Origin of the sequence: Aromatoleum petrolei (assembly GCF_017894385.1) — a bacterium.
In the GTDB taxonomy this organism is placed as follows: domain Bacteria; phylum Pseudomonadota; class Gammaproteobacteria; order Burkholderiales; family Rhodocyclaceae; genus Aromatoleum; species Aromatoleum petrolei.
Window position 1 is genome coordinate 5,375,419 of the sequence record NZ_CP059560.1, and the last position, 13,535, is coordinate 5,388,953.

Annotated in this window: 10 protein-coding genes; all 10 read left to right on the top strand. The window is 67.1% G+C overall.

The genetic code is table 11. The features are described 5' to 3' along the window. Positions 1 to 24 precede the first annotated feature (24 nt). Genes ToN1_RS24500 through ToN1_RS24545 form a run of 10 tightly spaced genes read left to right on the top strand, consistent with a single transcriptional unit; the run spans position 25 to position 13,470 of the window. Entirely contained in the window at positions 25 to 1,557 is a 1,533-nt protein-coding gene (locus ToN1_RS24500) for an acyl-CoA synthetase (RefSeq protein ID WP_169206764.1), read from the top strand. Further along, positions 1,557 to 3,683, top strand: a complete 2,127-nt coding sequence (locus tag ToN1_RS24505; protein WP_169206765.1) for a hydantoinase/oxoprolinase family protein — start codon at positions 1,557 to 1,559, stop codon at positions 3,681 to 3,683. Before ToN1_RS24500 ends, ToN1_RS24505 begins: the two co-directional genes overlap by 1 nt. Next, a complete protein-coding gene (locus tag ToN1_RS24510) occupies positions 3,680 to 5,377 on the top strand; it encodes a hydantoinase B/oxoprolinase family protein (RefSeq protein ID WP_169206766.1) in 1,698 nt (565 codons plus the stop codon). The genes ToN1_RS24505 and ToN1_RS24510 overlap by 4 nt, the downstream gene beginning before the upstream one ends. Further along, positions 5,374 to 6,507 (top strand): benzylmalonyl-CoA dehydrogenase, encoded by a 1,134-nt coding sequence (iaaF, locus tag ToN1_RS24515; protein ID WP_169206767.1) that lies wholly within the window; start codon positions 5,374 to 5,376, stop codon positions 6,505 to 6,507. Before ToN1_RS24510 ends, iaaF begins: the two co-directional genes overlap by 4 nt. After that, positions 6,504 to 6,911 carry a cobalamin B12-binding domain-containing protein gene (locus tag ToN1_RS24520; protein WP_169206768.1) on the top strand — a complete coding sequence of 136 codons (408 nt, stop codon included), beginning with the start codon at positions 6,504 to 6,506 and terminating at the stop codon, positions 6,909 to 6,911. The genes iaaF and ToN1_RS24520 overlap by 4 nt, the downstream gene beginning before the upstream one ends. Continuing rightward, positions 6,908 to 8,521 (top strand): acyl-CoA mutase large subunit family protein, encoded by a 1,614-nt coding sequence (locus ToN1_RS24525; RefSeq protein WP_169206769.1) that lies wholly within the window; start codon positions 6,908 to 6,910, stop codon positions 8,519 to 8,521. The genes ToN1_RS24520 and ToN1_RS24525 overlap by 4 nt, the downstream gene beginning before the upstream one ends. A 10-nt stretch (positions 8,522 to 8,531) precedes the next feature. Continuing rightward, on the top strand, positions 8,532 to 9,398 hold the full coding sequence (locus tag ToN1_RS24530) for an FAD binding domain-containing protein (protein WP_169206770.1): 867 nt from the start codon (positions 8,532 to 8,534) through the stop codon (positions 9,396 to 9,398). Further along, positions 9,382 to 9,855, top strand: coding sequence for a (2Fe-2S)-binding protein (locus ToN1_RS24535; protein ID WP_169206771.1), 474 nt, complete (start codon positions 9,382 to 9,384; stop codon positions 9,853 to 9,855). The genes ToN1_RS24530 and ToN1_RS24535 overlap by 17 nt, the downstream gene beginning before the upstream one ends. Positions 9,856 to 9,868: 13 nt before the next feature. Beyond that, the gene (locus ToN1_RS24540; RefSeq protein ID WP_169206772.1) at positions 9,869 to 12,277 is read left to right on the top strand and encodes a xanthine dehydrogenase family protein molybdopterin-binding subunit; all 2,409 of its coding nucleotides are present in this window, start codon (positions 9,869 to 9,871) and stop codon (positions 12,275 to 12,277) included. Beyond that, complete coding sequence (locus ToN1_RS24545) at positions 12,274 to 13,470, top strand: CaiB/BaiF CoA transferase family protein (protein WP_169206773.1); 1,197 nt, start codon at positions 12,274 to 12,276, stop codon at positions 13,468 to 13,470. Before ToN1_RS24540 ends, ToN1_RS24545 begins: the two co-directional genes overlap by 4 nt. Positions 13,471 to 13,535: the final 65 nt, after the last annotated feature.

A 13,535-nucleotide genomic window follows, 5' to 3' on the forward strand; every position in this document is an offset into this window, starting at 1 on the left:
ACCGAACTTGGAGGAGGAATGGGGATGGACCTGTCCGAATGGATCGTCCGTCAGGCCGGGCTCGCGCCCGACAAGACGGCGATCCGCTTCCCGGAGCGCGACGTGACGTACGCGGCGTTTGCCGCGGAGATCGAGCGACTCGCGTCGGCGCTCCACGTGTCCGGCGTCGAGCGCGGCGACTGCGTGGCGTTTCTCGGCTACAACCGCCCGGAGACGCTCGCCGCGTTGTTCGCCTGTGCGCGTCTGGGTGCGCTCTTCATGCCGCTCAATTGGCGGCTCGCCGGCCCGGAGCACCGGCAACTGCTCGCCGACTGTCCGCCGAAGGTGCTGCTCGCGGAGCCGCGCTTCATCGAGCAGATCGACGCCTTCCGCGATGAACTCGGCGCGATGACGCTCGTCGCGTTCGGCGCACCGCCGCGAGGCTGGATCGCCTTCGACGACCTGATGCGGCGCGGCGACGCGCCCTTGCCGCAGGACCCGCGCGTCGGCCCCGATACGCCGCTGCTGATCTGCTACACGTCGGGCACGACCGGCAAGGCGAAGGGCGCGCTCCTGACGCAGGACGCGCTGGCGTGGAACGCCGCGAACAGCGCCGACCTGCACGGCCTCACGAGCGAGGACCGCATCCTCACGACGCTGCCGCTGTTCCATGTCGGCGGGCTCAACAACCAGACCACGCCCGCCCTGTCGCGCGGCTGCACCGTCGTCCTGCACCCGCGCTTCGACGTCGATGCGACCTTCGACGCAATCGAAGGCGAGCGCATCACGCTGACCGTGCTCGTACCGGCGCAGATCGAGGCGATGATGGCGCACCCGCGCTGGCCGAAGGCGGATCTCTCCAGCCTGCGCATGATCACCACGGGCTCGACGATCGTGCCGGACCGGCTCTTCCGCGCAGTCCACGAACGCGGCATCCCGCTCGTGCAGATCTACGGATCGACCGAAACCAGCCCGATCGCCGCCTACGTCAAGGCCGCCGACGCCTTCACGCACGCGGGCTCGGCGGGACGCCCTGCCCGTCACTGCAGCGTTCGCGTCGCGGGCGAAGGCGGAACCGACGCGAAGACGGGCGCGAGCGGCGAGATCCTCGTGCGCGGCCCGAACGTCATGGCCGGCTACTGGAACAACCCGCAGGCAAGCTCCGAGGCGCTGCGTGACGGCTGGTTCCACACCGGCGACATGGGCCATTTCGATGCCGACGGCTGGCTGTGGGTCGACGGCCGCAAGAAGGAAATGATCATTTCCGGCGGCGAAAACATCTATCCGGCCGAGATCGAGAACCTCCTCGCCGAGTCGTCCGACATCGCCGAGGTGGCCATCGTCGGCCGCCCCGATGAACGCTGGGGCGAATCCGTCGTCGCGGTCATCGTCACCCACGCAGGCTCGACGCTCGATGCGGACGGTGTGCTCGGACTCCTCGAGGGCCGCATCGCCCGCTACAAGCTGCCGAAGGAAGTGTTGTTCGTCGACGAACTCCCGCGCACCGCACTGGGCAAGGTCCGAAAGGACGAAGTGCGGCGCCTGGTCGCGCGCAAAACGTTCATGGAGCACATCTGATGACATTGAAAATCGGAATCGACGTCGGGGGTACCTTCACCGATTTCGTCGTTACCCGCGACGGCGCCGAGCCGGCGATCTTCAAGACGCTGTCGACGCCGTCCGACCCCTCGATCGCGGTGGTCAACGGCCTCACCGATATCGCCGCAAGCATGCATCCGCCGATGACGCTCGAGGCGTTCGCGCCGACGATCGACACCATCGTGCACGGCACGACCGTGACGACGAACGCGACCCTGACCGGCACCGGCGCGAAGAGCGGCCTGCTGACGACCGAAGGGGTGCGCGACGCGCTGGAGATGCGCCGCGGCATCCGTGAGGAGCAGTACAACAACCGCTACACCAACGTGAAGCCGCTCGTGCCGCGCTACCTGCGGGCGGGCATCCCGGGCCGGCTCGATCGCGACGGCGGGGAGGCCGCGCCGCTCGATCTCGACGCGGTGAAGGAGGCGATCGCCCTCTTCCGCAGTGAAGGCGTGCAGGCGGTGTCGATCTGCTTCATAAACTCCTTCGCCAACCCGGCCCACGAACAGGCTGCCGCCGACATGGTCCGCCGCGAGCTGCCCGACGCCTACCTGTCGGTATCGACCGATCTGCTGCCCTCGATCCGCTTCTACGAGCGCGTCAGCACGACGGCGCTGAACTCCTACGTCGGCCCGAAGCTGAACCATTACCTCGACCAGCTCGTCGGGCGATTGAAGGGCATCGGCTTCGACGGGCTGCTGCTGATCATGCAGTCAAACGGCGGGGTGATCTCGCCGCAGCTCGCGCGCGAGAAGGCGGCGCTGACGCTGCTGTCGGGACCCGCGGGCGGCCCGGGCGCCGGCCTCCACTACGTGCGCATCCACGGCCAGAACAAGTGCATTGTCACCGACATGGGCGGCACGAGCTTCGAGGCGTCCGTGGCCGTCGATGCACCGATGATCAAGAACGACGGCGAGATCGCGCGCCACAAGATCGCGCTGCCGATGCTCGACATCCACACGATAGGCGCGGGCGGCGGCTCGATCGGCTGGCTCGACGAAGGCGGCCTCCTGCGCATGGGCCCTGCGAGCGCCGGCGCCGACCCCGGGCCCGCGTCCTACGGCAAGGGCGGCAAGCTCCCCGCGACGACCGATGCAAACGTCGTGCTGGGCTACCTCGACCCGGATTTCTTCGCCGGCGGGAAGATGAAGCTCGACGTCGCCGCCGCGCGTGCCGCGATCGAAGAACACATCGCGCAGCCGATGGGCCTGAGCATCGAGGAGGCCGCGGCCGGCATGTACCGCGTCGCGTGCAACAACATGGCGCAGGGCGTGCGCGAGGTGACGATCAAGCGCGGCTTCGATCCGCGCGAGTTCCCCTTCATCCCCGCCGGTGGTGCCGGACCCATCCATTCCTGCCTGATCTGCGACGAACTCGAAATCCCGCTGCAGATCGTGCCGCGCGAATCCTCGGTGCTGTGCGCGTTCGGCATGCTGATGAGCGAGCTCAAGCACGATTTCGTGCGCACCTTCGTTTCGCGGCTCGACGCGGCCGACTGGACGAAGCTCGACGGCATCATCGCCGCGATGGCCGTCGACGGGGCCCGTCAGCTCGACGCGGAGCGCATCCCGGAGGGACGCCGCCGCTTCGACGTGAAGCTCGACTGCCGCTACGTGAAGCAGTACCACGAGGTCTCGTTCGTCGTGCCGCAGGCGCTGATCGCCACGGGCGACGCCGCAGGCATTGCGCGCGCCTTCCACGCCGAGCACAACCGCCTGTACGGCTATTCGCTCGAAGCCGAGAACACGCCGGTCGAGATCATCAACGTGCGCGTGCAGGCGATCGGCGTCACCGACAAGCCGGTCGCGCGCCACGAGTCGTGGGCGGGCGAGGACGCCGCGCACGCGCTGAAGGGCCGGCGCGCCGTCTATATCCCCGAGACCCGGAAGTTCCGCGAAGTCCCGGTCTATGACGGCCACCGCATGCGCCACGGCAACCGCATCGAGGGACCAGCGATGATCGAGCAGGAGACGACCGCGATTTTCGTGTCGGCGTCCTTCGACTGCGTCGTCGATGCGCTTGGCTCGTTCGCGCTGTACCGCAAGGGGCGTGAGGACCTCGTCGAATCGTGCATTCCCGAGAAGAAGGAGGCGCTGGCATGAGCAACGCGAAGATCGACCCCATCCTGCTGTCCGTCTATGCGCGGACCTTCCGCTCGATCACCGACGAGATGAGCATCTCGATGGAGCAGACGACGCGCTCGCCGATCCTGTGCGAGGCCAAGGACTACGTCACCGGCCTGTACGACGGCGACGGCAACATGCTGGAGCAGACGGAGAACCTGCCGATCCTCGCGTTCTCGCTGGCGCCGGTGTGCAAGTACATCAAGGACTACTTCGGCGACGACCTGCATCCGGGCGACGTGATCTTCCACAACGACGTGTTCAGTCTGGGCAACCAGAACAACGACGTCGCGGTGTTCAAGCCCGTGTTCTTCGAAGGCAAGCTCGTCGCCTGGACCGCGGTCAAGGGTCACCAGGCCGACATCGGCGGCAACGTCGCGGGCGGCTACAACCCGAACGCAGTCGAGGTGTGGCAGGAGGCGCTGCGCATCCCGCCGGTGAAGGTCGTCGAAAAGGGCAAGCTCAGGAAGGACGTGTGGAACCTGATCTTCGCCAACGTGCGGCTCGACATCGTGCAGCACGACATGAAGGCCGAGATGGGCGCGTGCACGGTCGGCGAGCGGCGTTTCCTTGAGCTGATCTCGAAGTACGGCGTCGCGAGCTACGAGTCGCACAAGCAGGCTTTGTTCGACGCGACGCGCCGGATGATGGAAGCGGAGATCGCGAAGATCCCGAACGGCCGCTACTCGGGCGAAGGCAAGGTGTTCTACGACGGCCGCCACGTCGGTTCGGAGTTCACGATCCGCGTCGATATCGAGGTGCAGGACCGCGCCATCCGCTTCGACTACTCGCGCACCGATGCGCAGACCAACGGCTTCGTGAACGGCACCTTCACGTCGAGCGCGTCGGCGACGATCCTGACGCTGCTGCAGATGGTGAACCCGGACATCCCGCACAACGAGGGCATGGTGCAGCCGATCGAGATCGTGATCCCGGAAGGCACGATCCTCAACGCGGCCTACCCGAAGGCGACGACTTTCGGCAACCACCTGTGCCCGCCCAACGCGGACGCGATCCAGCGCGCGCTCGCGCCGGTGATGCCCGAGCGCGTGACCGCCGGCTGGAACAACCTGCTCGCGAGCCTCACGACCGGCATCGACCCGAAGACCAACGAGAAGTATGTCGACATCGGCTTCATGGGCCTCAAGGGCGGCTCGGGCGCGATGCTCGGCACCGACGGCTACGATCACATCGGCATGATCGATGCGTCCGGCGGCGTGCTCGACCAGGACTACGAGATGTTCGAGCAGCAGACGCCGCATCGCCTGATCCGCCACGAACTTCTCGCCGACTCGGCCGGCGCCGGCGAATGGCGCGGGGGGCTGGGCGTCGAGACGATCTTCGAGATCGGCTCCAACGACACGCAGCTCGTGACCTTTGGCGACGGCGACTTCGAGCCGGCCTTCGGGCTCTTCGGCGGCGGCGAGGGCGGGCTCAACTTCATCCGCCTGCACTACCCCGACGGCCAGACCGTCGTGCCGAAGAACAAGGACCTGATCACCGGCGTACCGAAAGGCACGATCTACCATCAGGTCGCGAGCGGCGGCGGCGGCTACGGCGATCCGAAGCGGCGCGACCGCAAGCTGCTCGCCGATGAGATCCGCAACGGCGTGATTTCGGAGCAGGCGGCGCGCGAGCTGTACGGGTATGAGCCGGAAAAGGCGCCGGCATGAACTTCGATCTCACCGACGAACAACGCGCGATACAGGACACCTTCGCGCGCTTCTGCGACGAGCGCATCGCCCCGCAGGCGGCGGCGCTCGACGAGGCGCGCGCCTTCCCGCGTGCGCTCTTCCGCGAGCTCGCCGAGCTCGGCTTCTTCGGCATGCGCTATCCCGAATCGGTCGGCGGCACCGGGCTGGCGCTGACCGAGTTCTGTCTCGCGCTCACCGAGGTCGCGCGTGGCTCGATGTCGCTGGCCGGCGCGGTGGCGATGCAGTCGCTGATGGGGACGAAGTTCCTGCAGCTCCTCGGCAACGCCGACATCATCGAGAGCCTCTTCAAGCCGGCGCTGCGCGGCGACAGGATCGGCGCGATCTGCATGACCGAGCCGAACGCAGGCTCCGACCTCGAATCGATCGCAACCACCGCGACGAAGGTCGACGGCGGCTACGTCCTCAACGGCCAGAAGACCTGGATCACGTCGGCGCCGCTTGCCGACTTCTTCACCGTGTTCGCCCGCGCCGGCGACGAGAAGAAGCTGACGATCTTCCTCGTCGAGAAGGAGTTCAGGGGCCTCGTCGTCGGGCGCGAGATCCACAAGATGGGCGTTTGGGCGCTGCCGACCTCGGAAGTGGCCTTCAACGACTGCTTCGTGCCGGACAGCCATCGCCTGTCGAAGGAGGAAGGCGACGGCGAGGCGCATCTGAGGAAGACCCTCGCCGAGATCCGCATCATCACCGGCGCGATGGCGCTCGGCGTCGCGCGCGCGGCGCTCAACGAAGCCGTGCGCTACGCCGGCGAGCGCCAGCAGTTCGGCAAGCCGATCAACCGCTTCCAGGCAATCCAGCTCAAGCTCGCCGAGATGGCGACCGGACTGGAGGCGGCAACCGCCCTCGTCCACCGCGCCGCGTGGCTGTGCGACGCGAAGCGCCCGCACCACAAGGAGGCCGCGATGGCGAAGCTGTTCGCGACCGAAACCGCGGCGTCGATCTGCGACCAGGCCGCGCGTGTGCTCGCGTCCTACGGCTACGCGATGGAGTACCCGGTGCAGCGTTACCTGCGCGACGTGCGCTTCACGCTGATCGGCGGCGGCACCAGCGAAATCCTCAAACTCGTCATTGCGAAGGAGGTCAGCGCATGAACGACACCGCACAACAACGCCCCATCCGCGTGCTGCTCGCAAAGCCGGGCCTCGACGGTCACGATCAGGGCGCGAAGGTCGTCGCCCGCGCGATGATGGACGCAGGCTTCGAGGTCATCTACACAGGCCTGCGGCAGACGCCCGAACAGGTGAGCCGCATCGCGCTCGACGAGGACGTCGACGTCATCGCGCTCTCCAGCATGGCGGGCTCGCACCTGCCCTTCTGCCGCAAGCTGAAACCGCTGCTCGAAGCGAACGGCCTCGACGACAAGCTGTGGATGATCGGCGGCAACCTGCCGGCCCAGGACCACGACGCGCTGCGCGAGCTGGGCTTCAAGGGCATCTTCCCGACCGGCTCGAAGCTCGATGCGATCGCAGACTACATCCGGGAGAACGTCGCATGAACGACCGAGCGCAGACGACGGTGAAGCGCGTCATCAACGAATCCGGCCTCGAAGTCCAGCCGCTCTACACCGCCGAGGACGTCGCGGCGAGCGGCGGCGACGCGATGATCGGCCTGCCCGGGGAATATCCCTTCACCCGTGGCATCCACCGCGAGATGTACCGCAAGCAGCCCTGGACGATGCGCCAGTACGCGGGCTTCGGCAATCCGCAGGACACCAACCAGCGCTTCAAGTACCTGATCGCGAACGGGCAGACGGGCCTCAACGTGGCCTTCGACCTGCCGACGCAGATCGGCCTCGATTCGGACGATCCGCTCGCACAGGGCGAGATCGGTCGCGTCGGCATGTCGGTCGACACGCTGCGTGACTTCGAGATCGCGTTCGACGGCATCGACCTCGAAAAGATCACGGTGTCGATGACGATCAACGGCGCGGCGGCGATCGCCATCGCGATGTACCTCGCGATGGCCGAGAAACGCGGCTACGACATCAAGAAGCTGCGCGGCACCGCGCAGAACGACATCCTCAAGGAGTTCATCGGCCGCGGGACCTGGATCTTCCCGGTCGAGCCCTCGATCCGACTCGTCGGCGACACGATCGAGTACTGCGCCGAGCACGCGCCGAAGTACAGCCCGGTGTCGGTGTGCGGCTACCACATCCGCGAATCGGGTGCGACGCCGGCCGAGGAGATGGCCTACGCCTTCTGCATCGCGCGCGCCTATGCCGACGAAGTCATCGCGCGCGGCCTCCACGTCGACGAGTTCGCCGGGCGGCTGTCGTACAACTTCAACATCTTCGGCAACCTTTTCGAGCAGGTCTGCAAGTTCCGCGCGGGCCGCAGCCTGTGGGCGAAGATCATGAAGGAGGAATACAAGGCCGAGAAGCCCGGCTCGATGTGGCTGCGCATGATTGCGGCGGGCGGCGGCGGCGGGCTCACCTTCGAACAGCCGGAACTCAACATCGTGCGCGGCGCCTACTACGCGCTGATCAGCGCACTGTCGGGCACGCAGACGATGGCGCTGTGTTCGTACGACGAAGCCTACACGATTCCCACGGAGTATTCGGCTCGCATCTCGCTGCGCACGATGCAGATCCTCATCGCGGAGATGGGGATGACCGAGACGGTCGATCCGCTCGGCGGCTCGTACTACGTCGAGACGATGACGAACCAGATGCGCGAGAAGATGGAGCAGATCATCGCCGAGACCGACGCGCAGGGCGGCATCGTCAAGCTGGTGTCCGAAGGCGCGATCCAGGCCAAGGTGTCCGCGCAGGCGTACAAGATGCAGCGCGACATCGAGAGCGGCAAGTTCCCGAAGGTCGGCGTCAATTGCTACCGCAACGACCAGGAGGACGAGCATCCGGTCGAATTCCACCCCTACAACGAGGACGACGCGCGCGTGCAGATCGAGTCGCTGAACCGCGTGCGCGCCGAGCGCGATGCGGAACGGGTGACTCGTGCGCTCGCCGCGGTGGGCGACGCCGCTCGGGCCGGCACGAACGTCATGCCGGCGATCGTCGAGGCGGTGAAGGCCTACGCGAGCGTCGGGGAGATCACGCAGGAACTGGTGAAAGTGTTCGGACGGTACCAGGAACCGATCCGCTTCTGAGGAACGATCAATGACAGCAATCGAAAGATATGCCGCGCCGCAGAGCCTCGACGAGGCACTCGGCATCCTGCAGCAGGACGAGGTGACGATACTGGCCGGCGGCACCGACCTGATGCCGCAGACGAAGGCCGGCCGCATCGGGTTCAAGCCGACGCTGATGAACATCGGCCGTGTCGCCGGATTGAAAGGTGTCACGCTCGACGGCCAGCACCTGCGCATCGGTGCACTCACCACGATCAGCGAGCTCCTCCGCGATCCACTCATTGCGCAGCACGCGCCGGTGCTCGCGGAGGCCTGCGATCACTTCGCGAGCGACCAGATCCGCAACGCGGGCACGCTCGGCGGCAACATCAACAACGCCTCGCCCGCGGGCGACACGCTGGTGCCGCTGATCGTGCTCGACGCCGAGGTCGAGCTCGCCTCCAAGCCCAACGGCAGCGTCACCACGCGCCGCATGCCGCTCGCCGAGTTCTTCACCGGCCCGGGCAGGACGAAGCGCGCCGCGAACGAATTGCTGACCGCCGTGCGCATCCCGCTGCCGAAACCGGGTCACGTCGCGCGCTTCTACAAGTTCGGCACGCGCCCCGCGCTCGACATCTCGACGATTTCGATCGGCATCGCCGGCATCAAGCGCGACGGCGCGCTCACTGACACCCGCGTCGCGTTCGGCGCGGTCGCCCCGACGCCGGTGCGCGCGCCGCGCACCGAAGCCGCGCTCGAAGGACGCCGCCTCAACGCCGAGGCCATCGAAGCCGCCGCCGACGCCGCCCGCGACGAGGTGAGCCCGATCGACGACGTGCGCGCCAGCGCGTGGTACCGCAAGGAACTGATCCACAACATGACCAGAAGGATGCTCGACCATGTTGCTCACGCATGACATCGAATTCACGCTGAACGGCGTCACGAAAAAGCTCACCATCGACGTCACGATGAACGCACTCGACATGCTGCGCGACGTCGTCGGCCTGACCGGCACGAAGTACGGCTGTGGCGAAGGCGAGTGCGGCGCATGCACGATCCGCGTCGATGGCGAGACGCGCAATTCCTGCCTGATGTTTGCGGTCGATTTCGACGGCCGCGACATCGTCACGATCGAAGGCCTCGCCGCCGACCCGAAGGCCGACGCGCTACGCGAGTCCTTCGTCGAGCACGGCGCGGTGCAGTGCGGCTTCTGCACGCCGGGCATGGTCATGCAGGCGTCCCACATCCTCGACACGCACCCGGATGCCGATGCCGCGACCATCAAGCGCGGCCTCGAAGGAAACCTCTGCCGCTGCACCGGCTACAAGAAGATCGTCGACGCGGTCGAATCCGCGTGCTGCGGCGGGCGATGAGGAGAACGACAGCATGAACGTCGCAGAAAAACCCGTGATCGCACCCGAATCCCTGATCGGCCAGCGCATCCAGAAGAAGGACGCGCCCGAGAAGGCCGCCGGCAAGACGCGCTACATCCAGGACATGGTCGTGCCGGGCATGCTGCACGCGAAGATCCTGCGCTCGTCGCGCGTGCACGCGAGGATCAAGAGCATCGACACCTCGGCGGCGAAGGCGCTGCCGGGCGTGCATGTCGTCCTCACCGCGGCCGACGTGCCCGACCAGCAGCCGATCGGCGTCGCGCGCGACCACCTGCCGCTGAAGGGGGAACGCGTGCGCAGCCAGCGCGACGAGATCGCCGCAGTCGCCGCCGACAGCGAGGAGATCGCCGAGGCCGCCTTGCGCCTGATCCGCGTCGAATACGAGGACCTGCCGGTCGTCGCCACGCCCGAGGAGGCGATCAAACCCGGCGCGCCGCTGATCCACCCTGCCCCGCTCGGCGCCGACGGACGCCCGCAGGCGCTGCCGCCGAAAACACCGATCGCGTTCGCCGGCAAGGCGGACAACGTCGCGATGCGCTTCGACTACACGCACGGCGACATCGCGCAGGCCGAAGCCGAGTCCGACGTCGTCGTCGAGGACACCTTCCAGCTGCATTACGTGACGCACTGCTGCATGGGCGTGTCGGGTGTCATCGCCGAGTTCGACGCCTCCGGCAACCTGCTGATGTACTCGAACACGCAGGTGCCCTTCCTGCACAAGCGTGAATTCGCCGAGTACCTGAACATCGACCCGAGCCGCGTGCGCATCATTCAGCCGCCGATCGGCGGCGGCTTCGGCTCCAAGCTCGACATCTACCCCTTCGAGGTCATCTGCATCTTCCTCGCGCGCGCTGCGAAGCGCCCGGTGAAGATGGTCTTTACACGCGAGGAAGAGTTCCTCGCCTCGCCTACTCGCCAGCCGGTGCTGCTGACGCTGCGCTCCGGCTGCAAGAAGGACGGGTCGCTGACCTTCCGCCAGGTGCATACGCTGCACGACAACGGCGCCTACACGTCCTGGGGCGCGACAACGCCGTTCGTGATGATGCAGACTTTCTCGTCGCTGTACCGCGTGCCCGCCTGCGACTACCACACGACGGTCGTCTACACGAACAACCCCTACGCCGGCTCCTTCCGCGGCTACGGCAACCTGCAGGCGACCTTCGCCATCGAGCAGCACATGGACATGCTGGCCGAGAAGATCGGCATGGACCCGCTCGATTTCCGCATGAAGAACGCGCAGAACGCCGGCGAAGTCACCGGCCAGGGCATGACGTTCAAGAGCTGCGGCTTCAAGGAATGCCTGACGACCGCGGCCGAGCGCAGCGGCTACCAGAAGAAGCACGCCGACAACCTCGCCAACCGCGACGCGCCCGGACCGGTGAAGCGCGGCATCGGCATCGCGTCGATGCTGCACGTCGGCGGCGGCGCGAAGATCTATCCGTCGGACGGCTGCGGCACCATCCTGAAGCTCGACGATTTTGCGAACGTCACGCTGATCACCGGCGCGTCCGAGATCGGCCAGGGCTCGGAGACGGTGCTGTCGCAGCTCGTCTGCGAGGAGCTGGGGCTGCCGATCTCGGCGGTCACCGTCGTCAATAACGACACCGCGATCACGCCCTGGGACGTCGGCGTGCATGCGAGCCGCACGACCTTCATCGCCGGCAATTCGGCGATCGGCGCGGCGCGCAAGGCGAAGGCGAAGATCCTCGCGGCCGCGGCGAAGAAGCATGGCTGCGACGAGTCGGAGCTGGATCTGCGCGGCGGCTTCGTCATCAAGGCCGACTCGGGCGAGCCGCTGGTCGAGCTCGCGCGGCTGATGCGGAACCTGCACTTCTCGGACAAGGCCGAGCTCGTGATGACGACCTTCTACTACGAGCCGCCGAGCGTGCATCAGGACAAGGCCTTCAAGGGCGATGTGTCGGCCGCCTACGCATGGGCGGCGCAGGTGGTCGAAGTCGAGGTCGATACCGACACCGGCATCGTGAAGATGACGAAGGTGACCGGTACGCACGACGTCGGCCGCGTGCTCAACCGCCTCGGCCTCGAGGGCCAGATCGAAGGCGGCGTGGTGATGGGCCAGGGCTACGCGCTGACCGAGAACCTGATCGTCGAGAACGGCGTCACCCGCAACCCGAACTTCCGCGACTACAAGCTCGTGACCGCACCCGAGATCCCCGAGATGGACATCACCTTCGTCGAGTCGATGGACGGCGAAGGTCCGCAGGGCGCCAAGGGCGTCGGCGAGGCGCCGGCGATCTGCATCGCCGCGGCGGCGGCGAATGCGATCTACAACGCGACCGGCGTGCGCATCTTCGCCCTGCCCTTCACGCCGGAGGCGGTGTACCGGGCATTGCGCGGCGCGGCGCCGAAACCCCATTGGCAAGCGTGGAAACCGGAATGAAGCGGCGCACCATACTCTCGATGGAGCAGGCGCTGTCGATGCCCTACGCGACGCTGCGCTTCGCGCAGCTCGGCTGGCGCGTGATCCGCCTCGAATCGACGCCGGCTGGCGATGGCCTGCCCGGCGATCCCAACCGCTACATCGGCGGCAAGGTCGCCGACGACGACCGGCGTACCTATTTCATCGCACCCAACGTCGGCAAGGAAGCGATCGCGCTCAACCTCAAGGAACCCGACGGCCAGGCGCTGTTGAGGCGCCTGCTGGTCGAGCTCGACGTCGATGTCTTCTGCTGCAACACGGTGCCGCGCCGCTACAAGCAACTCGGCATCGACTACGCAACGCTCGCCGCGGCGAAGCCGGATCTGATCTGGGCGGGGATTTCGGCGATGGGCCCGGACTACCCCGATGCGCCCGGCTACGATCCGGTGATCCAGGCGATGGCGGGCTACATGGAGCTCACCGGCGCCGCCGACGGGCCGCCGACCCTCGCTGGCGTGCCGCTCGTCGACCTCAAGGCGGGCGACGAGGTCTATGCGAACGTGATGATGGCGCTGCTCGAACGCGCCGAGAGCGGCAAGGGCACGCGCATCGACGTGTCGATGCTGCAGGCCGCCGCCTCGTGGCTGATCACGACGCTGCCGCTGCTCGATTTCGACTGCCAGCCGGCCGAAATCACCCGCTGCGGCAACGAGCACCGCAAGTTCATCCCCACGAACGTCTATCCGACCGCCGACGGATTCATCTACATGGCGATCGGCAGCGACGTACAGTGGAAGCGCCTCTCGGAAATCCCGAAGTTCGCGTCGATCGCCAGCGCAGCGCGCGCGACCAACGAAGGCCGCGCCCGCGAGCGCGACGCGATCCATTGCGACGTCGCCGCCGTCACGAGCCGCTATCCGACCACCGAGATCGCCGCCGACTTCCGCGATGCCACGATCCCCCACGCGCCGATCCACGACATCCCCGCCGTGCGCGACATGGAGGCGGTCCGCCGACGGCTGACGACGACGCGCATGCCGGGCGGCAAGCTCGTGCATATGCAGCCGATGGCGGTCGACGTCGCTGGTGCCGATGGCGGTGAACTGCCGTTTGCGCCACGCTACGGCCAGCACACGGACGCCGTCCTGCGCGAGGCCGGATGCAGCGAGGACGACATCGCGCTGCTGCACTCACGCGGAATCGTCGCCGGCTGAGCCCCGGCGCCAGATCGTCATGCGGCGCCCCACCGGGAGGGGCGCCGCCTTCTACTCACGAACCC